General features: G+C 34.3%; 34 protein-coding genes. 2 read left to right on the top strand and 32 right to left on the bottom strand.

Going from position 1 to position 26,354, the window contains the following annotated elements; all coding sequences use genetic code 11:
* Position 1: 1 nt before the first annotated feature.
* Together QMO72_RS03705 and QMO72_RS03700 are read right to left on the bottom strand one after the other, a co-directional pair.
* On the bottom strand, positions 2 to 1,759 hold the full coding sequence (locus tag QMO72_RS03705; protein WP_103266477.1) for an IucA/IucC family protein: 1,758 nt from the start codon (positions 1,757 to 1,759) through the stop codon (positions 2 to 4).
* On the bottom strand, positions 1,756 to 2,931 hold the full coding sequence (locus QMO72_RS03700; protein WP_103266476.1) for an MFS transporter: 1,176 nt from the start codon (positions 2,929 to 2,931) through the stop codon (positions 1,756 to 1,758). Before QMO72_RS03700 ends, QMO72_RS03705 begins: the two co-directional genes overlap by 4 nt.
* 104 nt (positions 2,932 to 3,035) lie before the next feature.
* Between QMO72_RS03700 and QMO72_RS03695 the strand changes: the two genes are divergently transcribed.
* Complete coding sequence (locus tag QMO72_RS03695; protein WP_103266475.1) at positions 3,036 to 4,988, top strand: IucA/IucC family protein; 1,953 nt, start codon at positions 3,036 to 3,038, stop codon at positions 4,986 to 4,988.
* A 70-nt stretch (positions 4,989 to 5,058) separates the two neighbouring features.
* On the opposite strand, the gene QMO72_RS03690 is transcribed toward QMO72_RS03695, so the two are convergent.
* The 6 genes from QMO72_RS03690 to QMO72_RS03665 all read right to left on the bottom strand — a co-directional run bounded on the left by QMO72_RS03690 (position 5,059) and on the right by QMO72_RS03665 (position 10,428).
* Positions 5,059 to 5,574 carry an Asp23/Gls24 family envelope stress response protein gene (locus tag QMO72_RS03690; RefSeq protein WP_046835639.1) on the bottom strand — a complete coding sequence of 172 codons (516 nt, stop codon included), beginning with the start codon at positions 5,572 to 5,574 and terminating at the stop codon, positions 5,059 to 5,061.
* Between the two features lie 65 nt (positions 5,575 to 5,639).
* Positions 5,640 to 5,879, bottom strand: a complete 240-nt coding sequence (locus tag QMO72_RS03685) for a DUF2273 domain-containing protein (RefSeq protein WP_069822776.1) — start codon at positions 5,877 to 5,879, stop codon at positions 5,640 to 5,642.
* A gap of 12 nt (positions 5,880 to 5,891) precedes the next feature.
* A complete protein-coding gene (amaP, locus tag QMO72_RS03680; protein ID WP_103266474.1) occupies positions 5,892 to 6,428 on the bottom strand; it encodes an alkaline shock response membrane anchor protein AmaP in 537 nt (178 codons plus the stop codon).
* Between the two features lie 149 nt (positions 6,429 to 6,577).
* Positions 6,578 to 8,137, bottom strand: a complete 1,560-nt coding sequence (locus QMO72_RS03675) for a BCCT family transporter (protein ID WP_103266473.1) — start codon at positions 8,135 to 8,137, stop codon at positions 6,578 to 6,580.
* A 253-nt stretch (positions 8,138 to 8,390) separates the two neighbouring features.
* Complete coding sequence (locus tag QMO72_RS03670) at positions 8,391 to 9,398, bottom strand: zinc-binding alcohol dehydrogenase family protein (protein ID WP_103266472.1); 1,008 nt, start codon at positions 9,396 to 9,398, stop codon at positions 8,391 to 8,393.
* A gap of 22 nt (positions 9,399 to 9,420) precedes the next feature.
* Positions 9,421 to 10,428, bottom strand: coding sequence for an NADP-dependent oxidoreductase (locus QMO72_RS03665; protein WP_103266471.1), 1,008 nt, complete (start codon positions 10,426 to 10,428; stop codon positions 9,421 to 9,423).
* 148 nt (positions 10,429 to 10,576) lie between these two features.
* On the opposite strand from QMO72_RS03665, the gene QMO72_RS03660 reads away from it, so the two are divergent.
* The gene (locus QMO72_RS03660; RefSeq protein WP_103266470.1) at positions 10,577 to 11,578 is read left to right on the top strand and encodes an LLM class flavin-dependent oxidoreductase; all 1,002 of its coding nucleotides are present in this window, start codon (positions 10,577 to 10,579) and stop codon (positions 11,576 to 11,578) included.
* A 50-nt stretch (positions 11,579 to 11,628) separates the two neighbouring features.
* Here the strand turns inward: QMO72_RS03660 and QMO72_RS03655 are convergent, their stop codons facing one another.
* From QMO72_RS03655 to rplX, 24 genes are all read right to left on the bottom strand, one after another.
* A complete protein-coding gene (locus QMO72_RS03655; protein WP_103266469.1) occupies positions 11,629 to 12,501 on the bottom strand; it encodes an alpha/beta hydrolase in 873 nt (290 codons plus the stop codon).
* 561 nt (positions 12,502 to 13,062) lie between these two features.
* Complete coding sequence (gene rpsI / locus QMO72_RS03650; RefSeq protein ID WP_046835646.1) at positions 13,063 to 13,455, bottom strand: 30S ribosomal protein S9; 393 nt, start codon at positions 13,453 to 13,455, stop codon at positions 13,063 to 13,065.
* A 19-nt stretch (positions 13,456 to 13,474) separates the two neighbouring features.
* Positions 13,475 to 13,912, bottom strand: a complete 438-nt coding sequence (gene rplM / locus QMO72_RS03645) for a 50S ribosomal protein L13 (RefSeq protein ID WP_069822781.1) — start codon at positions 13,910 to 13,912, stop codon at positions 13,475 to 13,477.
* Positions 13,913 to 14,117: 205 nt separating this feature from the next.
* Positions 14,118 to 14,921 carry a tRNA pseudouridine(38-40) synthase TruA gene (gene truA, locus QMO72_RS03640; RefSeq protein ID WP_103266468.1) on the bottom strand — a complete coding sequence of 268 codons (804 nt, stop codon included), beginning with the start codon at positions 14,919 to 14,921 and terminating at the stop codon, positions 14,118 to 14,120.
* Between the two features lie 4 nt (positions 14,922 to 14,925).
* Entirely contained in the window at positions 14,926 to 15,732 is an 807-nt protein-coding gene (locus QMO72_RS03635) for an energy-coupling factor transporter transmembrane component T family protein (protein ID WP_103266467.1), read from the bottom strand.
* Positions 15,722 to 16,585: an energy-coupling factor transporter ATPase gene (locus tag QMO72_RS03630; RefSeq protein ID WP_103266466.1), complete on the bottom strand. Its 864-nt coding sequence runs from the start codon at positions 16,583 to 16,585 to the stop codon at positions 15,722 to 15,724. Before QMO72_RS03630 ends, QMO72_RS03635 begins: the two co-directional genes overlap by 11 nt.
* Positions 16,582 to 17,391 (bottom strand): energy-coupling factor transporter ATPase, encoded by an 810-nt coding sequence (locus tag QMO72_RS03625; protein WP_103266465.1) that lies wholly within the window; start codon positions 17,389 to 17,391, stop codon positions 16,582 to 16,584. Before QMO72_RS03625 ends, QMO72_RS03630 begins: the two co-directional genes overlap by 4 nt.
* Positions 17,392 to 17,983: 592 nt before the next feature.
* Complete coding sequence (rplQ, locus tag QMO72_RS03620) at positions 17,984 to 18,352, bottom strand: 50S ribosomal protein L17 (RefSeq protein ID WP_046835652.1); 369 nt, start codon at positions 18,350 to 18,352, stop codon at positions 17,984 to 17,986.
* A gap of 18 nt (positions 18,353 to 18,370) precedes the next feature.
* The gene (locus QMO72_RS03615; protein ID WP_046835653.1) at positions 18,371 to 19,315 is read right to left on the bottom strand and encodes a DNA-directed RNA polymerase subunit alpha; all 945 of its coding nucleotides are present in this window, start codon (positions 19,313 to 19,315) and stop codon (positions 18,371 to 18,373) included.
* Positions 19,316 to 19,391: 76 nt separating this feature from the next.
* A complete protein-coding gene (gene rpsK / locus QMO72_RS03610) occupies positions 19,392 to 19,781 on the bottom strand; it encodes a 30S ribosomal protein S11 (RefSeq protein ID WP_046835654.1) in 390 nt (129 codons plus the stop codon).
* A 23-nt stretch (positions 19,782 to 19,804) separates the two neighbouring features.
* Positions 19,805 to 20,170, bottom strand: coding sequence for a 30S ribosomal protein S13 (gene rpsM / locus QMO72_RS03605; protein ID WP_029378523.1), 366 nt, complete (start codon positions 20,168 to 20,170; stop codon positions 19,805 to 19,807).
* A gap of 21 nt (positions 20,171 to 20,191) precedes the next feature.
* Positions 20,192 to 20,305, bottom strand: a complete 114-nt coding sequence (rpmJ, locus tag QMO72_RS03600; RefSeq protein ID WP_002482634.1) for a 50S ribosomal protein L36 — start codon at positions 20,303 to 20,305, stop codon at positions 20,192 to 20,194.
* Positions 20,306 to 20,336: 31 nt separating this feature from the next.
* Entirely contained in the window at positions 20,337 to 20,555 is a 219-nt protein-coding gene (gene infA / locus QMO72_RS03595; RefSeq protein WP_001118443.1) for a translation initiation factor IF-1, read from the bottom strand.
* Positions 20,556 to 20,729: 174 nt separating this feature from the next.
* The gene (locus QMO72_RS03590) at positions 20,730 to 21,380 is read right to left on the bottom strand and encodes an adenylate kinase (RefSeq protein ID WP_046835655.1); all 651 of its coding nucleotides are present in this window, start codon (positions 21,378 to 21,380) and stop codon (positions 20,730 to 20,732) included.
* Between the two features lie 17 nt (positions 21,381 to 21,397).
* Positions 21,398 to 22,690 carry a preprotein translocase subunit SecY gene (secY, locus tag QMO72_RS03585; RefSeq protein ID WP_103266464.1) on the bottom strand — a complete coding sequence of 431 codons (1,293 nt, stop codon included), beginning with the start codon at positions 22,688 to 22,690 and terminating at the stop codon, positions 21,398 to 21,400.
* Complete coding sequence (gene rplO, locus QMO72_RS03580; protein ID WP_046835657.1) at positions 22,690 to 23,130, bottom strand: 50S ribosomal protein L15; 441 nt, start codon at positions 23,128 to 23,130, stop codon at positions 22,690 to 22,692. Before rplO ends, secY begins: the two co-directional genes overlap by 1 nt.
* A gap of 18 nt (positions 23,131 to 23,148) precedes the next feature.
* The gene (gene rpmD / locus QMO72_RS03575; protein WP_046835658.1) at positions 23,149 to 23,328 is read right to left on the bottom strand and encodes a 50S ribosomal protein L30; all 180 of its coding nucleotides are present in this window, start codon (positions 23,326 to 23,328) and stop codon (positions 23,149 to 23,151) included.
* A gap of 16 nt (positions 23,329 to 23,344) precedes the next feature.
* Positions 23,345 to 23,845, bottom strand: coding sequence for a 30S ribosomal protein S5 (rpsE, locus tag QMO72_RS03570; protein WP_069822788.1), 501 nt, complete (start codon positions 23,843 to 23,845; stop codon positions 23,345 to 23,347).
* A 20-nt stretch (positions 23,846 to 23,865) separates the two neighbouring features.
* Entirely contained in the window at positions 23,866 to 24,228 is a 363-nt protein-coding gene (gene rplR, locus QMO72_RS03565; protein WP_103266463.1) for a 50S ribosomal protein L18, read from the bottom strand.
* Between the two features lie 31 nt (positions 24,229 to 24,259).
* Positions 24,260 to 24,796, bottom strand: coding sequence for a 50S ribosomal protein L6 (gene rplF, locus QMO72_RS03560; RefSeq protein ID WP_069822790.1), 537 nt, complete (start codon positions 24,794 to 24,796; stop codon positions 24,260 to 24,262).
* A gap of 24 nt (positions 24,797 to 24,820) precedes the next feature.
* A complete protein-coding gene (gene rpsH / locus QMO72_RS03555; RefSeq protein ID WP_046835662.1) occupies positions 24,821 to 25,219 on the bottom strand; it encodes a 30S ribosomal protein S8 in 399 nt (132 codons plus the stop codon).
* A gap of 31 nt (positions 25,220 to 25,250) precedes the next feature.
* The gene (locus tag QMO72_RS03550) at positions 25,251 to 25,436 is read right to left on the bottom strand and encodes a type Z 30S ribosomal protein S14 (RefSeq protein ID WP_002482625.1); all 186 of its coding nucleotides are present in this window, start codon (positions 25,434 to 25,436) and stop codon (positions 25,251 to 25,253) included.
* A gap of 21 nt (positions 25,437 to 25,457) precedes the next feature.
* Entirely contained in the window at positions 25,458 to 25,997 is a 540-nt protein-coding gene (gene rplE, locus QMO72_RS03545; RefSeq protein WP_069822791.1) for a 50S ribosomal protein L5, read from the bottom strand.
* Positions 25,998 to 26,022: 25 nt separating this feature from the next.
* The gene (gene rplX / locus QMO72_RS03540) at positions 26,023 to 26,340 is read right to left on the bottom strand and encodes a 50S ribosomal protein L24 (protein ID WP_046835664.1); all 318 of its coding nucleotides are present in this window, start codon (positions 26,338 to 26,340) and stop codon (positions 26,023 to 26,025) included.
* Positions 26,341 to 26,354: the final 14 nt, after the last annotated feature.

Genomic DNA, 26,354 nt, shown 5'->3' with positions numbered 1-26,354 from the left:
TTTACACCTCTTTATATATCGGATTACTTATATCAATTGTGACATATTGTTTCACTTTGCTTTCCATACGCATGCGTAAAAGTGCTTTTACCGTGATGTATTTACCAAATAATACTTTTGATAAAATTGGAGCATGCGCCTTTGATGGATCAATTGCTTTATTTATAATGTCACGCACGATATCAAAAAGTATTGCTTCATTAACTTGATCATACTGTGAAAAATGGTGAATAAGTTCAGCAATTTGATTTTGTATTACTGCATGTTGAAATTTAGCGATAACCGCTTCAATATTTTCTGCAATTAAACTTGTATTCGTAATATCAATATTAGGCAATTTACTTTTCAATGTTTCTAAATCAATTCTAGAACCACCTAAATCTCTAATAATAAATTTCATTTGATAATTAGGACCAAGGTTTACGATAGTATTTTGCATATGTGCTTCTAAAGCAATACCATAATCCTGTATATATGCAATTAAAGGTTCGATTAAAGTACTTGCGTAACTTGTCATAAACTGTTTTATCGAATCTAATGTTGGCCCTTCACCTACCCAATCTAAATAGCTATCTACAATCACTTTATTATCGACTGGATTCTTATTTACCAGACTCGCTGTCACAAGCGTAAGTCCATTATCAGCTATTACAGGTTGATATCTTATAATACACCCTAGATGTCTTGCAATATCTGGATCTGCTTGTGCGTGTATTCCATATGGTTCCATTGAAACTTGTAATTGCGGATATATATCTAACATGTCTTGTAATTCATAGCTTAGTTTAGGCCCATCTACTGTCGTCACTGGTGAAACAGTTCTCACCGCACTCGTAGCTTGTACATTTATAGGTAATTTAATATGAAATGGCTTATGAACAAGTTCCATCGTTCTAAATGATAATGTTGCCTTTGATTCAATTTCAAAAGGCGTCGGTAATAAACGACTATCCTCAATCCAATTGGCAAATTGCTTAACAATGACATTATCATATTGCCATGGGTGCACAAGTAGTACTCTATAATTATTGAGCTCCAAACCATATGGCTCTAAAAATGCTTTTAATTTATAACGGTATTCAGGAATAATATAGTCAAGGATATATTGCGCATCATCCTCCATTGAAGTTGTTACACAATTGTTTTCATGAATAAGCATAACTTTTAATGGAATAATTTTTTCGAATTCGGGCGCATATTTTTTCACTTCATCATTTGTCAGAGGTAATTTTGTCTTAGATAAAGGATGCGTAGGATGACCTTCTACTACTAAACTTTCTGAATAACTCAAATCATCCATTTGACCTGAATCTGTCATATGTTGTAACCATGAAAAGAAATTAATCGTCTCTGGCATTCTAGAAAACTTTAATGTCGCATCAATTAAAGCCTGTCTATTACTGAAATGTTCATAAGTTAATACAAATCCATCTCTACTAGAAAGTAATTCCTCTTTTAACCTCTCACTAACTGAAATATTAAATTGATGATGCAGAATATCAAGTAATTGTTCTACTGAGCTAATCTCCGTTATTACGTCGCCCTTTATATATTGAATTGCACCGTGAAATACATATCTTGCCATTGCACTTTTTCTCATTGTTTCAACTTTTAAAAGTTGGCCTTCATACTGTATTTCGACTGAATTTTTATATTCATTAAATAATGTTTTTTCAGGGTATATGTGTTCTTTTATAATCGCATTAAAAATACGATACTGTACATTTTTATCGGCTAACTGCCATGTTTGACGCATCATATCACGTTGCCTCCATCTTTCCTTTGTCTACTTAATAAACCAAATAATAATGCAATAACTATTGTACTTACGCCCATAGCGATAAACGTCTCTATTATACCCAATAGTTCCGCTGAAAAACTCATCAACATCGCACCTAATGGAATCATACCTCTATCCATCATGACAACACTTAATACTTTCCCCCTATGTTCAGATTCTACACGGTGCTGAAAGTAAATTCTATTTGTTGTACGCGCCCATTGACTGAATAAACCGATGAAAAATATAGATAAGAAGAGTAAGAATGTATTGCTACTAATCGTTCCTAATAATGAGATTCCAAAAAGTGCAGAACTCATATAGTACATTTTTACCATTGAAATTTTATCTAGTATATTAGGTAATATAATTGTTGCGATAATACCACCTATAGCACAACATGTCATAGCGGTACCAAATATTTGTACTTGGTCTGGGAATGTTTTATCTGTCAATACTGGTAATAAAGTTGTATATGAAAAACCTGTTGCCATAATCAAAAGTGATGTTATAAATATTCTTGCACCTACATTATTTTCTTTAAAGTAATCAATAACAATCTTTATATTCATTTCCGTTTCAGCTTTAGGTTGTTTATTTACTTTGAATTTTAATGGTAAACAAAATAATATTGAAATCAAATAACATAATGCCTGCAATGCAAAAGCCATTTGTGCACTATAAACTGCCATAATAAATCCTGCGACAGCCGGACCTATTGAGCGACAAATATTTATGATAAATGAGTGATAAGATACCGCCTGTGTTGTCGTAAGTCTATGTGTTAAATCAGGCAATACAGCCTGACGGACAGGTGTTTCTATTGCACTCATAATGCCTCTTCCTAATGCGTATAACAAAAATATAATTATAGGCAATTGTTTACTTTGAAATGTTAAAATGCAAAGTATAGCCGTTAATATAAATGATGCTGTGATTGTGATTTTTAATAATTTTCCTCTATCGCATCGATCTGCCAATGCGCCAGCCCATACACTAATAAGTAAAATGGGCACAAGACGGAAAAAATTAATCAATCCTAAATAAATTGCATTGTGATATAAATTAAACACATACCAATTCAATGCAATTTGTCCTATCCAATTCCCTAAAAATAACAGAAAGGAACTAGAAAAAAAGTACTTAGCCATGGAAATCCACCCGTCTTTTTAATTGATAATAATTATCATTATCGTTATTATAGATTATACAAATATATTATGTTTTTGTAAAATAATTTTTTAGAGGTGCTTTTATGAATTCAAAAAGAAACAACCACAACTTAATTAGAAATCTCACTATTGATGAAAAACATGCTTTTGAATATTTATCTTCCATCGATAATGAATGGGCAGACTATTTTAATACAATGTTATTAGTGAGTAGAGATAAAGTTTCACAACGTCTCATCACCTCATTACATAGGGAGAACTTAGTCTATAGCCGTGCGCATAGCGAGATTATCACAACACAATCATTGCACTTCCCATTTGAAACAGAACAAAAAAATTTACTCAAAATTCAGTTTCCAAAATCTCAAAAAACTCTATTTGCCCCAATTACAGGTGAACATGCTTTTGACAGAATTGATGTAGAAGGTCCATTCTATTTTGAATACAAAAATGAAATTGAAAGAATATATCATCCGGATGAAATTTTATCGTGTATTTTAACTGAAGCACCTGAACTTAACAATGAAGCAAGTGCACAGTTTTCATCAGATATCAATAACAGTGTAGCTAATATGGCAATTGCGCTTAGTTTTCAAGCATATACTTTAGCCGATGAACATGCGCCACTATGGCAATTAATTTCTAATGATACTGATAGCTATTTACGGTCTGAGCAGGCTGTTGTAGAAGGTCATCCGCTCCACCCAGGTGCTAAACTACGCAAAGGGATGACGCCAAAAACAGCCATAAATTATTCATCTGAATTTGGTCATGCGATTGGGATGAAATTTATCTTGATTCATAAAGATATTGCCAAAGTAAAATCTTTATCACAAAATTATAATGAGTCAGTTTATGCATTATTCGAAGGATTATATGATACAGGTGTTAATGCAGTAGGAATTGAGAAAATGCAGCAATATTATGTAATGGTCGTCCATCCTTGGCAATATAATGAAATATTAGGAAAAGACTATGTTAAGGAATTACAATCAAATCAAATTATTCCGATTGATTATCAACTTGATTATTATGCAGGACTTTCTTTTAGAACGTTAATGCCAAAGATACCAGTAACCTCACCGCATATTAAATTATCAACTAATGTGCACATCACTGGTGAAATTAGAACCTTATCAGAACAAACAACAATAAATGGACCACTGGTGACTCATATACTTAACGATATAAAATATCAAGATCTTTTATTTCAACAAATCAATGCCGATACAATTGATGAGGTCGCGGGTATACATTTCTACAATTCTAATGACTCAGATGAGATACAGACTACTAGAAGTGAACAATTAGGCACGTTATTTAGAACCAATATCTATGAATTAGTACAACAGGATGCTACACCAGTGATTCCATCAAGCTTAGTAGCAAATTATCCTAATAACCAAGAAACACCTTTAACAACTTTAATTCGTACATATGAAGCAACGCATCACTTCGATAGTTACGAAAAAGCATGTATAGCCTGGTTTGAACGTTATAGCCAAGCAATGATAGATATTGCTCTACCATTATATGTAAAATACGGAATAGCATTAGAAGCACATTTACAAAATACAATAGCTGCATTTAACAAAGATGGCTCACTAAACAAATTATATATTCGTGATTTTGAAGGGTTACGTATCGAAGAAGCTTATTTAAATGAAATGGGCTATAGTACAAATGAATTTCATGAAAAATCATTAATATTAACAGATCAAGCACAAACTGTATTTAATAAAGTCTTTTACTCCAGTATCCAAAATCATTTAGGAGAGCTCATTGTAAATGTTGCTAAATCTAGTAGTGCATTAGATTTAGAACAAACAATTTGGTCGCTAATTAGTGATAATTTAAATCAGAAATTAATCGAAATCGCTCAGACTATGGATAATCCTCAGAGGATATCTCAAATACGCTCAATTCTATTTGCACCCAAGATTGATTATAAATGTGTGACAACAATGCGCCTTGAAGATGAAGCGGATTACTATACTTATATACAAGTTACTAACCCTTTGTACCGTAAACAATAATAAACAACAAAAAAACTACCGATAAAGCATAATGCTTTATCGGTAGTTTTTTAAGTTATGAACAGTTTGCTTATTGTAAGCCTTTTTGTTCGCTACTTGATCCTTCGTTTTTTTCATTCTTTTGATTTTTTTGTGACCATTCTTTTTTAGTCATTACATCTTCAACACGCATGTTAACTTCAACTACTTCTAAACCAGTGATATATTTCACTTGTTCTTTAACTAAGTCTGTAACTTTGCGGAAGATTTTAGGTGCTGATTCACCATATTCTAATACTACTTTTAAGTCAACAGCGGCTTGTTTTTCGCCAACTTCAACGCTAACACCTTGAGTTACGTTATTACTGCTACCAAATGAACTTGAGATATTATCTACAAATCCACCTTTCATTTCTAAAATACCATTTACTTCACGAGCAGCGATGCCAGCGATTTTTTCTATTACTTCATCAGAAAAAGTTAATTTATTTGAGAATTCAGGTTCTTGGTTTTGTTGTTGCTGTTGTTGTTGCTCTTGAACTTCTTGTTCTTTAACCCCAGTTTGGTTGTTATATGCTTGTTTTGCTTTGTTATTATCTACTGCCATAATAAATTCTCCTTTTTGTTATAAAATTTATTTTGCCTAAATTACTATTTTTTATTTTAAACTTCTTAACTCCATCGATTTAAGAAGTTTAAAAAGTCTTGCGTACGGTCTTTAGTATACCCAATTCCAATTCCAATCAAACATAATACAATGATTAAAACTGTGCTCCAGAAACCAAGTGTTAAGAATAATATTGCTATAATTAAAAATGCTAAAAAGCCAATGATTCTCCATTTAAACGTCTTGAAAAAATCAATAAGTTGTTGCGTAGAATCTTGTCCATTTTGGTTATTATTGTTAGCCATGATAACCCTCCCTTACAACACGCGTTTGCCTGAACTTTTTTGATCTCTAACATTAATCTCTAATTTGGATACTGGCAATTCCGTAAAATGCTCTACATTTTGTTTAACTTCATTGCGTATTTCTTCTGTCAGTGATTTTACCTGAACATCTCCAGGAACGAAAAAGTCAGCTTTTAAAACAATGTGTGATTTCTTCTTCTTGTTATACAGTTTTGCAATAACATTTGGTTGACGTACCTCGTCATATTGAACAATCGTATCGTAGGCAGATTTTTCAACTGCTTTTCTTGATACATAAATATGACCATCCTCGAAATCTTTATAAAGTCCAGGTTTTCTATACGTAGGTTTAAACAAGCTAAATACTAGTATTAGGCCTATTAAGATGAGTAAAGCTGATAAAGCAATTAATGTTGGTATGAACCAGTTAAATTGTAATAAGTAATCTTGATACTTACTTATTCGTGAATCTTTGATGAACATAAATAATAAAAAACCAACGATTACTACAATTAATAATCCTAAGATAAAATTCTTAAGTCGTTTCACCTCGTATGACACCTCCTATGCTTCTATATTATGTACTTGTCATATCAGACTCATACCCTCAAAAAAAATCTTAGAAACATTTTTATTCAATTTTCTTTTAATTTTCTTTGATAAAATAAATTCATTCATTTTATTTTGTTGTCTTACCTTTAATGTCTTTCTTGTTTATTTGATTTGCGATATTGTAACAATTTATCATCTGACACAAAAAGTTTATTACTCGGTCTTGGCTTTTCGATTGCCAGTGATTTAAATAACGACCAAATCATTAGAATAATTACGATTGAAAATGGCAGCGCCGCAATAATTAATAAATTCTGAATTGATTGCGTCCCTCCTGTATATATCATAATTACTGCAAATAACGCTAAAATAACACCCCAACTTACTTTTACAATACCGGATGGATGTATATTTCCTTTAGAACTTAACATCCCTAAAACATATGTCGCTGAATCTGCAGAAGTAACAAAAAATATCATAATTACGATTAGGGTCAAAATACTGAGCAAGAAGCCTAATGGAAAATGTTCCAGTGTGGCGAAAGTAGCTGTTTCGGTTGCTTCTTTAGCAATATGAGCGATACCATTTTGCTGCAAATAAATGGCTGAAGCACCAAACACTGCAAAAAACATGAAACAAACTAACGCTGGGACAAACAGTACGCCCAAGATAAATTCTTTAATTGTTCTACCGCGTGATACACGCGCAATAAAAATGCCTACAAATGGCGCCCATGAAATCCACCATGCCCAATAGAATATAGTCCATTGTTGTAACCATTGGTACTTTTCTCCGCCTGATTGTGGTATACGCAAACTCATTTTAAAGAAGTTAGCTACATAATCACCAAGTGAATTGGTAAATGTATTTAATATGCTCAGTGTTGGCCCAACACAAAATAATATTATAAGTACGATAAATGCTAAGATCATATTAATATTACTTAAATGTTTAATCCCTTTATCAATACCCGACCAAGCTGACCAAGTAAACAATAACGTGGCAATAACAATAATAATGACCTGTGTGCCAAAATTTGAAGGAATATCAAATAAAAAGTTTAAGCCCTCATTTATTTGTAGTGCTCCAAATCCTAATGTAGCTGCCACACCAGTGACTGTTGCGATGATCGCCAGTACATCAATTGCACCACCCACAGGCCCTTTCATCATTTTGGTGCCTAATATAGGTGTTAAGGTGGCACTTACCAACCCAGGATAGCCTTTGTGGAAACTAAAGTATGCAAATACCAAACCTACGATACCGTAGACAGCCCAAGCGTGAATACCCCAATGAAAGAATGAAAATTGCATTGCCTCATTTATAGCTGTCTGTGTTCCAGCTTTATGTAATGGTGTTAATGTGAAGGCATGACTAATAGGTTCTGCAGTTGTCCAGAAAACTAATCCGATACCCATACCAGCACTAAATAACATTGCAAACCATGATTTTAGTGAAAACTCAGGGTCTTCTCCCTCCTTACCTAAAACAATAGATGAATATCTAGAAAATAATAAGTAAATACATACAATTAAAATAACTAATACTAGAAGGAGATAATACCAGCCAAAATTAACTGCAATAAAATTTGTGATGCTTTGTGTACCTGCTTCCAATTGTTTCGGTGCAATTGCTCCATAAATAACAAATAAGGTACAGATAGACAATGCAAGCCAAAACACCATAGTCATTTTAGTTAAACGCATATCAAAATTCCACTCTCCCTTTACTTTATGTAAAGTACATACCCTCTCTTTTTCAAAGTATTCGTTTCAAGTAAGTGATAGTATTTGTTTTGATTTATCACGTCACAGCTAATTTTCAAAGTCATTATTCCCTCTTATATATAGCTAACTACTTAAATATCTAGTTGGAGTTTCAGTTTCTATACTAAAATATAAAAACCCTTCAATACTATCTTAATAGAGATAGTATTGAAGGGTTTTGAATTATCTTAACTTATAATTGGATCACTAATTTTCCAATCATACTTTGCTTTTCTATCTTTTGATGTGCTTCAAACAAATGGTCAGCTGTTAAACCTTCTATCACTTCATTTAATGTCGTTTGATAGATGCCCGCTTCTATTTTTTCTGTCATATCCGTAAGGTATTGGCGATGCTTGTGCATATCTTCTGTGTTATATAATGGTCTCGAGTACATATATTCGTGTGTAAAAGTAATGCTTTTTTGCTTCAATAAATTTAAATCTTGCTTATATTTAAAAGCTACTATTGTAGCAATGATCCCTCGCGGTTTTACTAATTCAATCATTTTTTCAAAATAAAGATCTGTGTTAAATGTACAAAATATATAATCCACTTCACTAATTTCATATTTTTTAAATTCATCAGCTAAATCATTTTTATGATTAAGTACGATATCTGCACCCATATTTTTTGACCATTCATGCGTTTCGTCTCTAGACGCTGTCGTAATCACATGTAACCCGTGGTGTTTTGCAATTTGTGTCGCTATACTCCCTACACCACCCGCGCCATTGATTATTAATATAGATTGCCCTCTATTTTCATCCGGATTATGTGAAATTTGAAATACATCAAATAGTGTTTCAGAAGCAGTTAGACCTGTTAATGGTATGCTCGCTGCTTCGACAGCGGTAATATTTTGTGGTTTCTTGGCGACTAGCCTTTCATCCACAAGCTGATACGTCTGATTTGACCCTTGATACGAAGGAGAACCAGAATAATAAACCTCATCTCCAACTTTAAAATGCTTTACTTCTTCACCTACAGCTTCAACCACACCTACTGCATCAAATCCTAACACGCGTGGTGCTTGAGTAACCGGAGATTGTCTTATTTTAGTATCTACTGGGTTGACACTTATTGCTTGTACACGAATGAGTAAGTCATATTGTTTCGGTTGCGGTTGATCAATATCGAACTCATAGAATTTGTTCCCATCTTCTAAAGTAAACCCCTCGTCTGCACCAATCGCTTTCATAATACACAGCTCCTTTATTTAATTAGGTATGATCTGAAACTTTAACCACTTGTTTGCCGAAATTATCACCAGTAAATAAATTTCTAAAAGCATTTGGGATATTTTCAAATCCATCCATTACAGATGTTTTTGTTTTAATTTTATCTTCTTGAACCCATTGTGCTAATTGGTTACTTGCGGCTGAAAAATCATCGGCATAATTAGCTACAACAAATCCTTTCATTAGTGCTTGTGCTTTAATCAGAGTTGGTTGTATTCTAGGGCCATAGTCAACTGTTGTATCATTATATCCAGATATGGCACCACACACAGGAATTCTCGCAAATTGATTTAAGTGTTTCATAACTTCATCTGCAATAGTGCCACCAACATTTTCGAAGTAGACATCTACCCCTTTAGGCACCGCGTTAGCAAGTTGTTCAGCAAAATGCTCGTCTTTATAATCAATGCCAACATCAAATCCTAACTCATCAGTTAAGTAAGCTGTTTTTTCAGGACCTCCGGCTATACCAACGACGTATGCACCTTTTAGCTTGGCAATTTGACCTACGACAGATCCAACTGCACCTGAAGCAGCAGAAACTACTACTGTCTCTCCGGCTTCAGGTTGACCAATTTTTAGTAATCCATGATATGCTGTTTGACCAGTCATTCCCAATACACTTAAATACAAATATAAAGGAATATCTTTATTTGACACTTTAATAACATGTTTAGCTGGTATATTAGTTATTTTTTGCCACGGTAATTGTCCTGTGACAATATCACCTTTTTCAAATTGCTCTACATTGGATGCTAATACTTTACCAACCACATGTCCTGACAGTGGTTGATCTATTTGGAATGGTTGAATATAAGAATCACTATCGTCCATACGACCTCTCATGTATGGATCAACTGAAATGTACAGTGCTTCAACTTGAATTTCATCTTTTTTGAGCTCATTTAGTTCAACAGTTTCATATCTAAATACATCATCTGAAGGAACACCTTCTGGTCTTTTGGCTAACACGATTTGTTCTGTTTTCATTATATTGCCTCCATTCTCTCTTTTCTCTTATTTTATAGTTATAGTCATTTGCATTCAAACAAATCGCTTATTCGATTATTTATGAACGTGTTATGATGGTGTTAAATTGGCGCGATGGCTAATCTTAAAGTGATAAGGAGAATTTTTTGTGAAACTAAGTATTTTAGATTATGTCCCTATTTTCGAAGGCCAGAATGCAACTCAAGCCTTAAATCATACAATAGAATTAGCTCAATTAGCAGAAAGCTTAGGTTTCCATCGTTATTGGGTAGCTGAGCATCACCAAGTATTCTCAGTAGCATCAAGTGCCCCAGAAATGGTCATGATGTCACTGTTAGAAAACACCTCCACAATTCATATTGGTAGTGGTGGTGTTATGTTACCGCATTATAGTGCGTATAAGGTAGCTGAACAATTTAAAATAATGGAAGCTAGGCATCCTGGTAGAGTTAATTTAGGTACTGGACATTCCCCCAGCTTTAAAAATGTAAATCATGCATTAAATGAACATAAATCTAAACCAGTAGATTACGATACACAAATCTCTGATTTAGTTCATTATTTCAATGATGACACTAGCGACCAAACACGTTTTACAGATTTGTATGCAACCCCCATCATAGACTCTAAACCTACATTGTATATTCTAGGTATGAGTATAAAGAGTGCTACGTTAGCAGCGCAACAAGGATTACCTTTTGTCATTGCGTTAATGGGTCAAGATAATGACAATGTCTCTAATGTTATCGAACATTACCGTGATTTATTTAAACAACTTCATTATGATAAACAGCCTTATGTCATCATTTCTACATTTGTCATCACCGCTTCAACAAGCGAACAATTATCTAGTTTAGAACGCGCATTTCATTTATGGCTATTGCGTATAAATTATTTAGATCAACCCAAATCTTATCCATCTATTCAATATGCCAAGACTAGGGCGTTTTCAGATAGAGAACTACTAAAAGTAGAAAAAAACAAACGCCGTGTAATTAGCGGTATGCCTGCTGAAGTCATTAAGCAATTAAAAGCTATACGTTCTTCTTATGCGGTAGATGAGATAATGATACAACCACATATATTTGGAGAAACAAACAGAAAAAATATGTTGCATTTAATCGCTAGAGAAATCAATTTAACGATTTAAAAAAGCACTGTAATGTGTCAATCATTGACCCAATTACAGTGCTTCTTTTTTTATTCATTCCATAAGAATGCATTAACTTCATCTGCTACTACATTATAATCATGCAATGCACTATGTTCCCCATGTTCACCTTCAACTTTAAACGTTCTATATGATTTTACATAACCATCTAATAAATACTTTAATGATAATGAAGATTGCGTGGTTACCTTACCATCTGAATGCGTACCATCTAATAGATCGCCATAGATATTTAATACTTCCACTGATTGTTGAGGATAATTATACTTCATCTGTTGTAACTCTTTATATTCATCAGTCATTTTATCTGGCTTGCTATTTTCATCTAATTTAACACGATTCGGCTTATCATCTCTACCTAATATCCCATTTAATGGGGCACCAGTATCTACTTGCTTGTTAAGTTGTGGTAATGAATCATCATCACCGTAATTAAGCATGTAATAACTTAACGTCAAATTACCCATTGAATGTGCCACCATATTAAACTTATTAAATTCAATATGCTTATTTGTTTCAGTTATAACATTTTTTAACCATACAGCGTTTTGTTCGTAATCCCAATTTTTATTATCTTCTAATATAATTTGAACAATCGGGTGTTTCTCATTCGTATTTATATCGCCTTCAAATGTTACATTTCCATTGGCTGAAACATGCGCTTTAATGACATTCTTCGTAACGCCTTTGTTAACAGCAGATTGAATTAAGTATCGCATAGATTTTTCAGAGCCACTGTGACCATGTAAATAAAATGTCGGCACACTTTGCTGTTCAGGATTTTCAGCAGCTTTAATATCGTTATCTGTATCAACAAAAAGTAATAGTGACATTACAGTTAACGTTGCTATCGTAATGATTGTGACCATTCGCGTTAAAATATTTTTGCTATGTAGTTTCAATTGTACTTCACCTCTTATAAAAATATTAAGTTAGTAAGCATATATATAGATGATGCTACATACTATTCTTTGCTTACCCTCGTATATTATGAGTATGCTTTCAAAAAACGTTATTCATACAAACAACATAAAGTTAATACTGAGTTTATAAAAAATTAAAAAAACTTTATTACTAACTGTTGAAAATCTTAGAAGTAATATTAATGTTCAATTCCTATAAAGGTATTTATCATAAAGTACAATTGTACGCTATTAATGGCAACCATCACATTTTCTTTTTAACGAGTATGTTTGGTGCTTGCCCAAACCTTATCAGTGACATTACCTAGTAAAATTTAAATCACTCCCTATATATATCGCTTGTCACCATTCAAATCTTGTGTTTTATTTCCATTAAGTTTTACGGTTGTTTACTCCTAATTATTTTACCACGCAAAAAAAAAAAAAACACCCCTCGAATAAATTCGAGAAGTGCTTTTAAAGTCTCTTAAGGTTAAGTCATATGCTATGCATACTCGTATACGGAAGTTGCAAACACGTTTGCAACAAAGCCAGTAATTCTTAACGTTTTGAGAATTGTGGTGAACGACGTGCTTTTTTAAGACCTGGTTTTTTACGTTCTTTCATACGTGGGTCACGAGTAAGTAATCCAGCGCGTTTTAAAGAACCTCTGTATTCAGGATCAGCTTCTAATAATGCACGAGAAATACCGTGACGGATAGCTTGAGCTTGTCCAGTGAAACCGCCACCTTTAACGTTAACTAATACATCATAGTTACCTTTAGTTTCTGTTACATCGAATGCTTGGTTTATATCTAAAATTAATGATTCAAATGGTAAGTAGCTACGTACGTCACGGTCATTAACTGTGATGTTACCTTCACCTGGTACTAAACGTACACGTGCTACTGAGTTTTTACGACGGCCTGTACCTCTATATTCAACTTGTGCCAATGTAATTTCCTCCTTCTAATTAACCACGTAACTCGTAGTTTTCTGGTTGTTGTGCAGCGTGTGGATGTTCAGCGCCACCATATACAAATAATTTTTTACCTTGTTTTTCGCCTAAACGAGTACTTGGTAACATACCTTTAATTGAGTTTTCAATTAAACGTTCTGGGTTGTTTGCTTTTAACTCACCAGCAGAAATTGATTTAATTCCACCTGGATGGTTTGAGTGACGGTAATACATTTTATCTTGCTCTTTATTACCTGTGAATTGGATGTTTGAAGCATTAATGATGATTACATAATCACCACTATCAACGTGTGGTGTAAAAGTTACTTTATTTTTACCGCGTAAAATAGATGCTACTTCTGATGATAAACGACCAAGTGTTTGACCGTCAGCATCAATAACATACCATTTGCGCTCAATGTTTGATTCATTTGCCATAAATGTTTGACGCATAATAATTGTCCTCCTAGAGTAAATAAATAAATATTTCTTGTTTAATAGTTATTACTTTTAAATCATAAATTTCATTTATTTTTTAATTGTTGTTCTACGTGCTTCTATATCTTGTAACACAATAAGATTCCGGGGCTTATCGCGGGTGATATAAAACAATACCGTTAGTAATCGTATAATTTTTATGTCGTTTTGTCAATGTAATTTAGATATTTTTCGATGAATTTTTTTGATGTATTTCTATATCATGGCCATAATCATTTTTTAGTGCTTCAGAAGTAAAATAAATTTTTTCTAAATATAATCCTTCTGCCGGCGCTGTGAACGGAATTTGATTACGATCTTTCAATTCTAATAAATATGGCACCTCTTCAGGTTCCCGTTTTCCTTTACCCACTTCTATTAGAAAAGCCATTAACACACGTACCATATTATATAGGAAACCAGAGCCAGTTACAATATAATCAAAGCCATCTGTTGTTTTTTTAATTCTACTATTATATAATGTGCGCACTTTACTTTCTATCTCAGTTTTTTGAGAACAAAATCCCGTAAAATCATGTGTACCTACGAATAATTGCGCTGCACGGTCCATTTTCTCAATATCTAATGTGTCTGCTATATATGTTTTTAACCCACTTTGAAATGGATCCTTATGTGGTGATTGATAAACTTTATAGCGATAGGATTTTCCTACGCAATCATATCTACAATGAAAAGCTTCATCAACAAACGTGACGTCTTTCACATATACATCATCTGGCAAAGCACGATTCATAACATATTTCCATTGTTGCTCAGAAATATTTAATTCTGAATCAAAGTGAAAATATTGTTGTATAGCATGTACGCCTCTATCTGTGCGACTTGTGGCCTGTATACGAACATGATGTTTGTGCATTCTTTTTAATATTCTTTCGAATTGTTGTTGTACTGTTCTACCATTTTGCTGTATTTGAAAACCAAGAAACTGACTTCCTTGATACGAAATATTTACCAAAACGCGCATTAACTTACACTCCTATTAATTTCAAACCAAATAATATAATTGCTATAGGTACTAGCAATACCAATAACAAACTATCCGGCCATTGCCATTTTAGCTTTCGATAACTCGTTCTTTGCTTGTTTGCTTCATAGCCTCTTACTTCCATAGCAATAGCTAAATCTTCTGCCCTCTGAAATGCAGAAATAAATAGTGGAATCAATAATGGAATAAAGGCCTTTATACGATTCGCTAAACCACCAGAACTGATTTCTGAGCCACGTGACTTTTGAGCTAAGATAATCTTATCTAACTCATTCATCAATGTAGGGATAAAACGCAAGGCGATTGACATCATCATACTCAACTGATGTACAGGTATTTTAACCAATTTTAACGGTGATAATAAACGTTCAAACGCATCTGTTAAGTCTATAGGACTTGTAGTCAATGTCATAATAGTTGATATCATAATGATAAACATAAGTCTTAAAACAATATAGATACCTTCTAATATCCCTTGTGTGTCAATTGAAATAAAGCTCAATTCAAATAGCCGAGTGCCACCTTTAGTTAAAAACAAGTGCATAAGCAATGTGAACACTAGGAAAATCCAAATGGGTGTTAAGCCTTTAAATAAGAACCAAAGTTTGATATGAGATAACTTCACAAATAAAAGAATTAAAATAAACAACCATAAATAAGTAACAAATGAATGTGCAAAAAAGATTAAAATGATAAAGAAGAACACAAATATTAATTTTGCGCGCGGATCTAAACGATGTACTAATGTGTCTAAGGGTAAGTAACGTCCAATAATAAACTTATCTTTCATCTTGACGCCACTCCTTATACATCGCGATGAACTCTGCCTCGGTTAACGCAATTTCACTGAAATCATACTGGTATTTATCTTCTATATCTCTCTGTAATTTCACAATATCTGGTACATCTAAGTGAAGTTGATTTACATAATTAGTATCACTAAATAACTTGCGTGGTGAGCATGATTCAATCAGTTTCCCACGTTTCATAATTTTAACTTCATCTACATACTTAGCCACGTCATTCATTTCATGTGTCACAAGTATAATTGTTTTATTTTGTTCTATTTGTAACTTTTTAATTAACTCCATAATTTGTTTTCTACTTTTCGGATCTAAACCAGCTGTCGGTTCATCAAGAATAACAACATCAGGATCCATAGCTAAAATCGATGTAATAGCTATTTTTCTCATTTGTCCCCCTGACATTTGAAAAGGAGATTGCTGTAAGATATCTCTATTGAAACCAAAGTCTAGTAGTAAATGAAAGGCTCTATCTTTCACTTCATCTAAAGGCATGCCAAAATTCTTAGGACCAAACATAATTTCTCGTTCTACAGAATCCTCAAATAATTGAGCCTCAGGAAATTGAAACACAACACCTACACGCTTACGTAACTGCTTTAACTGCTTATCCTTTGTCTTATGAGTGATTGTTACATCATCGACTTGCAGCGCGCCTTTAGATGGCTTTAATAAGCCATTAAAGTGCTGTATCAATGTTGATTTACCTGAACCTGTTTGGCCTATAATAGCGTAGTATTTGCCTTGCTCAAAGGATGTTACCACATCTTTTAATGCAAGGTGCTCAAACGGCGTACCTCTTTGATAAACATAACTGACTTCGTTAAAGTTGACTGTCATAGCTTTTTCAACAACCCTTCATAAGTTATGTATTCAGTAGTACCAGATAGGTGTTGGTTCATACGTATTGAAAACGGCAGGTCTAATCCAATATCCGTTAATCTATCTGCATAATTAAAAATACTTTGAGGTGAACCAGCTTGAAATACTGTACCTTCATTCAAAACTACTAAATGATCTGCTTCTGCTGCCTCACTTAAGTCATGCGTGATAGAAATGATAGTTACATCATTATCAGCCTTAAGTTGGTGAATTAATGTCAATAATTCTTTTCTACCCGCAGGATCTAACATTGATGTCGCTTCATCCAAGATTATAATGTCTGTATTTAATGCAAGTACACCCGCTATAGCTACGCGTTGCTTTTGACCACCAGATAAGGATTGTGGTTCATATTCTGCTCTGTCTAACATATCTACATCTAATAAAGCTTTAGGAACAAGTTCCTGCATTTTCTCATAAGTAACTGCATGATTTTCTAGACCAAAAGCCACATCATACTCTACTGTAGAGCCAACAAATTGATTTTCTGGATTTTGAAAAACGATACCGATATGTTTCCTTAAATAATTCAAGTCTTCTTTATTAATACACTTATCATTAAAGTAAATATGACCTTCAGCAGGCGATTCAATACCGATCATCAATTTTGCTATAGTAGATTTACCAGATCCATTGTGACCAACAATGGATGTCCATTTACCTTTTGGAATTTCAAAGGATACATCACTTAACGCAAGTGGTTCATCACTATTATATTTAAATGAAACATGATTAAATTTAATGATATTTTCTTGCGTCTCCATATCAATTGCCTCCAAAAGTTTTTGATTCTCACTTTATATACCTTTTCTATTTTACATGAAATATTGAGGGAATGCATGTTAAAGAAGTACTAATAAACTTTTTTAGCTTTAGTACTTTTTATGCATTTGCTAGTAAATACATTATTCTACGTCACCAATGCCCCTAAGCGCTTAAGCGTCAAGGCTTCATTGGTTCGCCATTGCTTTGCAATTGCATAAGTCCCCCTAAGCGCTTAAACGTCAAGGCTTCATTGGTTCGCTATTGCTTTGCAATTGCATAAGTCCCCCTAAGCGCTTAAGCGTCAAGGCTTCATTGGTTCGCCATTGCTTTGCAATTGCATAAGTCCCCCTAAGCGCTTAAGCGTCAAGGCTTCATTGGTTCGCCATTGCTTTGCAATTGCATAAGTCCCCCTAAGCGCTTAAGCGTCAAGGGGGACTAAAAATAAAAAAGCGCGCACCCCATCATTGTTTTTGAGTTCACGCTTTAAAGTTTATTTAGTTGATGGGGCACTCTGAGCTAGACAATATTTGTATGTGGCAAACATTATCATTGCACTCATTTGCTTTATATATAGTAGTACGCATATTTAAATTAAACTAATTCGATAATAACTGATTCAGCACCGTCGCCGCGACGAGGACCTACTTTAAGAATACGAGTGTAACCGCCTTGACGTTCTGTATAACGTTCAGCAATTTCACCGAATAATTTTTGTAGTGCAGTTTGAATCGTTTCATCTTCATTTAAGATTTCTACATTACGTAAAGTTTTAGCAGCTTGACGACGTGAAGCTAAATCTCCTTTTTTACCTAAAGTGATTAATTTTTCAACAACACTACGTAATTCTTTTGCACGAGCTTCTGTAGTTTCAACACGCTCACTAACGATAAGTGAAGTAGCTAAATCGCGTAACATAGCTTTACGTTGATCAGAAGTACGACCTAATTTTCTGTAACCCATGAGTTAACCTCCTTTATATTAATCTTCTTTTCTTAAGCCTAAACCTAAGTCTTCAAGTTTATATTTAACTTCTTCTAAAGATTTACGACCTAAATTACGCACTTTCATCATATCTGCTTCTGATTTATCAGCTAATTCTTGAACAGAGTTGATACCTGCGCGTTTTAAACAATTGTAAGAACGGACAGATAAGTCTAATTCTTCAATTGACATTTCAAGTACTTTTTCTTTTTGATCTTCTTCTTTTTCAATCATGATTTCAGCATTTTGAGCTTCATCAGTTAATCCAACGAAGATGTTCAAGTGTTCAGTTAAGATTTTTGCAGCTAATGAAACAGATTCTTGTGGCGTAATAGAACCATTAGTCCAAACATCCAAAGTTAATTTATCAAAATCACTACTTTGACCTACGCGCGTGTTTTCTACTGTATAGTTAACACGTTCAACAGGTGAATAAAGTGAATCCACTGGAATTACACCAATTGGTAAATCACTAGTATTATTTTGTTCTGCTAATGCGTAACCTCTACCCTTATTGGCAACTAGACGGATTTTTAAATGTCCACCTTTTGAAACTGTTGCGATTTTAATCTCAGGATTTAAAATCTCTACATCACTATCATGAGTAATGTCACTCGCAGTTACTTCGCCTTCATCTTTAACATCGATTTCTAAAGTTTTGTCTTCTTCAGAATAGATTTTTAATGCTAATTTTTTGATGTTCATAATAATCGTAGAAACATCTTCAACAACATTATCTATAGCTGAGAATTCGTGTAAAACGCCTTCGATTTCAATGTACTTAACGGCTGCACCTGGTAATGAAGATAGTAGGATACGACGTAAGGAGTTTCCTAGTGTAGTACCGTAGCCACGTTCTAGTGGTTCAACAACGAACTTACCGAATTTAGCATCATCACTAATTTCAATTGTTTCAATTCTAGGTTTTTCGATTTCAATCATTTACAAATATCCTCCTTGATTACGTCGACTTGATTTGTACTGTATTTCTCAGTGACCTGCGACAATAACAATAAAATTATACGCGACGACGTTTTGGTGGACGACAACCATTATGTGGAACTGGAGTAACGTCACGAATAGCAGTTACTTCTAATCCAGCTGATTGTAATGCACGGATAGCTGATTCACGACCAGGACCAGGACCTTTTACAGTTACTTCAACAGTTTTCAAGCCATGTTCCATAGCTGTTTTTGAAGCAGTTTCTGCTGCCATTTGTGCTGCAAATGGTGTTGATTTTTTTGATCCTCTAAATCCAAGTGCACCTGCTGATGACCATGATAAAGCATTACCGAATTCATCAGTGATTGTTACGATTGTATTGTTGAATGTTGAACGGATGTGTGCCACACCATTTTCAATATTCTTTTTCACTCTACGTTTACGAGATACTTGTTTACGTGCCATTTAAATTTTGCCTCCTTTACCTATTATTTTTTCTTGTTAGCTACAGTTTTAACTGGGCCTTTACGAGTACGAGCATTGTTTTTAGTCTTTTGTCCGCGTACTGGTAAGCCACGACGGTGACGGATACCACGGTATGATGAGATTTCCATTAAACGTTTAATGTTTAAGTTTTGCTCACGACGTAAGTCACCTTCTACTTTATAGCTGTCCACTACTTCACGGATACGACCTAATTCATCATCTGTTAAATCTTTAACGCGAGTTTCTGGTGATACATTTGCTTCTTCAGCAATTTTGTTTGCTGTAGTTGTACCGATACCATATACATATGTTAATGAAATAACAATACGTTTTTCACGTGGGATATCTACTCCTGCAATACGTGCCATAATTATTTACACCTCTCTTTTTTAGCCTTGTCTTTGTTTATGCTTAGGATTGCTACAAATTACCATTACTTTACCTTTACGTTTAATGACTTTACATTTTTCGCAAATTGGTTTTACTGATGGTCTTACTTTCATTTTAATACCTCCCTATATTATGGAGTGACAACTATTTATAACGATAAGTAATTCTGCCGCGTGTTAAGTCATACGGAGACATTTCTACTGTTACTTTGTCGCCAGGTAGAATACGAATATAATTCATTCTGATTTTACCACTAACGTGAGCTAAAATCTCATGACCATTTTCTAATTCTACTTTAAACATTGCATTTGGTAAAGTATCTAATACAGTACCTTCTAATTCAATTACATCTTGTTTAGCCATTTATTAACTTCCCCCTTCTTGCAATAGTTGGTTATCGTCGACAATCAACTCTAACCATACGAGTCTATAAGTGTTGTTAATAAGTTTAACAAAATTAAAATGAATTACTTAATCGCATTGTCACTCTTATTCAATTATACTTGTTAGCATTACATAGACCGTACAAAGTTGATTTTATTTTAAGTCTTCTAAGATACTAATAACGTCTTCAGTAACGACTTTAATATCTCTAGAACCATCAATGTTATTTAATACTTGTTTATTATCATAGAATTCCAAGATAGGTTTAGATTGTTTAACATTGACGTTTAAACGATTAGCAACTGTTTCTGGATTGTCGTCTTCACGTTGATATAATTTACCACCGTCAAGATCACAAATACCATCAACTTTTGGAGGATTGAATACAAGATGATAAGTAGTTCCGCATTTTTCACAGATTCTACGACCAGTAAGGCGGTTCATTAATTCTTCTTCAGGTACCTCTATATTGATAACAGCATCAATTTTTCTATCTAATTCTTGCATGATTTCACTTAATGCTTCAGCTTGTTCAATAGTACGAGGAAAACCATCTAATAAGAATCCTTTTTTCGCATCGTCTTCAGAAATTCTTTCTTTAACGATACCCACAGTAACTTCATCAGGGACTAATTCTCCACGATCCATGTATGATTTAGCTTCTTTGCCTAAATCAGTTTCATCTTTAATCGCTTTTCTGAACATGTCGCCAGTAGATATGTGTGGAATTGGGAATTTCTTTACAATTTCACTCGCTTGAGTTCCTTTACCTGCTCCAGGTAAACCCATTAAAATGATATTCATAAGTGCCCTCCTACAATTTATCTACCACCAAAGCCTCTATAGTCTTTTTGACTCACTTGAGCCTCAAGACTCTTCATCGTTTCAATTGCAACACCAATTACGATTAGTAAGCTAGTACCACCTACTTGAATCGATTGAGGCAAGCTCATTACTTTAGTTGCAATAATTGGAAGAATCGCAATTACAGCTAAGAATATTGATCCAACAAATGTTAAACGATAGAGTACTCTAGTAATATATTTTTTTGTTTGCTCGCCAGGTCTAATGCCCGGAACATAACTTCCTTGTTTCTTAAGGTTATCTGCCATCTTTTCAGGATTAACTTGCACAAATGCATAGAAATATGCGAAAGCAATAATCAGTACTACGTATACGATCATACCGATATTATTCGATGGATTTGCAACATCTGAAATCTTTTGCGCCCAACTAGCGTCAGGGAAGAACAATGTTAATGTTCTTGGTAACAAGAAGAACGCCATTGAAAAGATAACTGGGATAACCCCTGCAGAGTTAACTTTCAAAGGTAAATACGTTGCTTGTGAACCTAATCGCTGTGTTGATTGTTTCTTGGCATATTGAATTGGAATTTTACGAACAGCTTGTAATACGTAAATTGCTCCAATAGTTAATAATATCATTCCAACAATTAATCCAAGTACTTTCAACCACGCCATAGTGACATCATCTTGCCCTACAAACGCTTGTTGATAGAATTGAATTAAGGATGAAGGTAATGAAGACAAAATGCCTGCAAAGATAATTATTGAAATACCATTACCAACACCAAACTGAGTGATTTGTTCACCTAACCAAATTAAGAATGCTGTTCCAGCTGTTAAAACAACCGCAATTAATAAATAACTGAAAATCGATTGATCCATGATCAACTGCCCTTTCAGATAATTATTAAATTGGAAAGCCATACCAATTGATTGGATAAATGCAAGAATAATTGCAAAATAACGCGTTACGTTATTAAGTTTTTTTCTACCTGCATCACCTTGTTTTGCCCACTCTGTAAACTTCGGAATAATATCCATTTGTAATAACTGCATAACTATGGATGCAGTTATATAAGGCATTATACCCATGGCAAAGATAGAAAAGTTCTTCAAGGCTCCGCCACCAAATGTGTTTAACAAATCAGTGACACCTTGAGAACCTTGTTGACTGTCAAAGGCAGCTGGGTTCACCCCAGGCGCTGGAATATAAGTACCTATCTTAAAAATAACTAACATTGCGAGAGTAAAAAAGATCTTGTTCCGAACTTCTTTAGTTTTAAAGAAGTTCACAAGCGTTTCTACCATTAGATCACCTCGTGTGCTCCACCTTTAGCATCAATAGCTTCTGCTGCAGATGCAGAGAATTTGTGAGCTTTCACTGATAACTTTTTGTCAAGTGAGCCATTACCTAGTACTTTAATACCAGATTTTTCACTCTTCACTACACCAGATTCTACTAATAAAGCAGGAGTTACTTCAGTACCATCCTCAAATTTATTAAGTTGGTCTAAGTTAACAATAGCATATTCTTTACGGTTGATGTTAGTAAAACCTCGTTTTGGCAAGCGACGGAATAATGGTAATTGACCACCTTCGAAGCCTGGTCTTACACTACCACCTGAACGAGCTTTTTGACCTTTTTGTCCACGACCACTAGTTTTACCGTTACCAGTAGCTGCACCACGTCCAACGCGGTTACGAACTTTACGAGAACCTTCTGCCGGTTTTAACTCATGTAATTTCATTTCGGCACCTCCTTATAATTATTTTTCTTCTACTGTCACTAAGTGACTTACTTTGTTGATTTGCCCGCGAATAGCTGGGTTATCTTCAACAACTACTGAAGAATTTGTTTTTTTCAAACCTAAAGCTTCAACAGTTTTACGTTGTGTTTCTGGACGACCTATAACACTACGACTGAGGGTAATTTGTAATTTAGCCATAACTTATTTTCCCTCCTTAATTGTATAATTCTTCTACTGATTTGCCGCGTAATTTAGCAACTTCTTCAGCATTTTTAAGGTTTTTTAATCCATTAAGTGTTGCACGAACCATGTTGATTGGTGTATTTGAACCTAATGATTTACTTAAGATATCTGTGATACCTGCTAATTCTAATACGGCACGAACAGGGCCACCTGCGATAACACCTGTACCAGGTGCAGCTGGTTTCATAAATACGCTACCTGAACTGAAACGTCCAGTGATTGTGTGAGGAGTAGTACCTTCAACACGTGGAACTACGACTAGATCTTTTTTAGCTGCTTCAACAGCTTTTTTGATTGCTTCAGGTACCTCTTGAGCTTTACCAGTACCGAATCCAACGCGACCATTTCTATCTCCAACTACTACTAAAGCAGTGAAACGGAAACGACGACCACCTTTTACAACTTTTGCGACACGGTTAATTGTAACAACGCGTTCTTCAAATTCTTTCGCTTCTTCTTCTCTACGAGCCATGTAAATGTCCCTCCTTTAAATTAAAATTCTAAACCATTTTCACGAGCTGCATCTGCCAAGGCTTTAACACGGCCATGGTATAAATATCCTCCACGGTCAAATACGATTGCTTTAACGCCTTTTTCGTTAGCTCTTTTAGCTACTGTTTCGCCGACTTTTGCTGACAATTCAACTTTTGAACCTGTTTCACTAGCTAATTCAGTTTCTTGTGTAGAAGCTTGAGCTAATGTTTTGCCATTAATATCATCGATAACTTGTGCATAGATATGCTTGTTTGAACGATAGATGTTTAAGCGTGGTTTTTCAGCTGTGCCAGATAACTTAGTACGGACACGTGCATGTCTTTTTAAACGCACTTTATTTTTATCAATTTTGCTGATCATTTTATTACTCCTTTCTTCTGAAAGTTATTTATTATTTACCAGTTTTACCTTCTTTACGGCGAACGTGTTCACCTTGGTAACGAATTCCTTTACCTTTATAAGGTTCTGGAGGTCTTACTGAACGGATGTTAGAAGCGATTCCTCCAACTTGTTCTTTAGAAATACCAGCTACTGTTACTGTTGTGTTTTTCTCAACTGAGAAAGTGATACCGTCATCAGCTTTAATTTCAACTGGATGAGAGTAACCAACGTTTAAGATTAAGTCATTACCTTGCATTTGAGCACGGTAACCAACACCAACAAGTTCAAGCGTTTTTTGGTATCCTTTTGAAACACCTTGTATCATATTGTTGAGTAAAGCACGAGTTGTACCATGTACTGTTCTATCATCTTTAGAATCAGTTGGTCTTACAACTTCAATAGTACTTTCATCTTGTTTATATGTCATTCTTTCATTAAATGTTCTAGATAATTCACCTTTAGGACCTTTAACAGTTATTGTATGTTTGTCTACACTTACTGTTACGTCACTAGGAATGTCAATAATTTTTTTACCAACACGACTCATGTTATCGCACCTCCTTATTTATTATTACCAAACGTATCCTAAAATTTCTCCACCGACATTACGTTTTCTAGCTTCTTTATCAGTGATAACACCTTCTGAAGTAGATACTAATGCAATTCCTAAACCGTTAAGTACTTTAGGTACTTCGTTAGCTTTTGCATAAACACGTAAACCTGGTTTAGAGATACGTTTTAATCCAGTGATAACACGTTCATTGTTTTGACCATATTTAAGGAATAAACGGATTACCCCTTGTTTATCGTCTTCAACAAATTCTACGTTTTTAATGAAACCTTCACTTTTTAAAATTTCAGCAATTTCTTTTTTAATGTTTGAAGCAGGTAATTCTAATTTATCGTGACGCACCATGTTTGCGTTTCTTACACGAGTTAGCATATCTGCAATTGGATCGTTGATTGTCATTGATTGTTGCCTCCTTTCAGACTTTTTTGTATTACCAGCTAGCTTTACGTACGCCAGGGATTTGGCCTTTATAAGCTAATTCACGGAAACAAATACGGCATAATTTAAATTTACGATATACAGAATGTGGACGACCACAGCGTTCACAACGAGTGTATTCACGTACTTGGAACTTTTGTTTTTTTTGTTGCTTAGCAACCATTGAAGTTTTAGCCACTTAATTAGCCTCCTTTAGAGATTATTTTTGAAATGGCATACCGAATTGTGTTAACAATTCACGAGCTTCCTCGTCAGTGTTAGCAGTTGTTACGATAACGATATCCATTCCTCGTATTTTACTTACTCGGTCATAATCGATTTCTGGGAAAATTAATTGTTCTTTAACACCTAAAGTGTAGTTACCTCTACCGTCGAATGCAGATTTTGATACACCGCGGAAATCACGTACACGTGGTAGTGAAACTGAGATTAATTTATCGATGAAGTCATACATTCTTTCTCCGCGAAGTGTTACTTTCGCACCAATTGGCATACCTTCACGTAAACGGAATGTAGCTACTGATTTTTTAGCTTTTGTTACTAATGGTTTTTGTCCAGTGATAGCTTGTAATTCTTCAACAGCATCATCTAATACTTTAGTGTTTTGAACAGCGTCACCAACACCCATATTCACAACTATTTTTTCTATTTTTGGTACTTCCATTACTGAATTATAGTCAAATTGTTTAACTAAGTTTTGAGTAACTTCAGTGTTGTATTTTTCTTTTAAACGGTTCACAGTGGATCCTCCTTTCAATTAGTTATTAATTATTAGATTTGATTTCTTCGCCTGATTTTTTAGCGATACGAACTTTTTTACCATCTTCGAATTTATATCCAACACGAGTTGGTTCATTCGTTTTAGGGTCTAATAATTGTACGTTAGAAACATGGATTGCTGCCTCTGTTTCTAAGATTCCACCTTCAGGATTAAATTGAGTTGGTTTTTGGTGCTTTTTAATAAAATTGACACCTTCCACAACGACACGGTCTTTTTTAGGTTCAGTTGAAACAACTTTACCTTCTTTACCTTTGTCTTTACCTGCGATAACTTTTACGTTGTCACCTTTTTTGATATGCATGTGTGGCACCTCCT

The organism is Staphylococcus casei, assembly GCF_030294405.1.
GTDB classification, from domain to species: domain Bacteria; phylum Bacillota; class Bacilli; order Staphylococcales; family Staphylococcaceae; genus Staphylococcus; species Staphylococcus succinus.
This window is presented reverse-complemented; position numbering and strand designations above follow the sequence as displayed.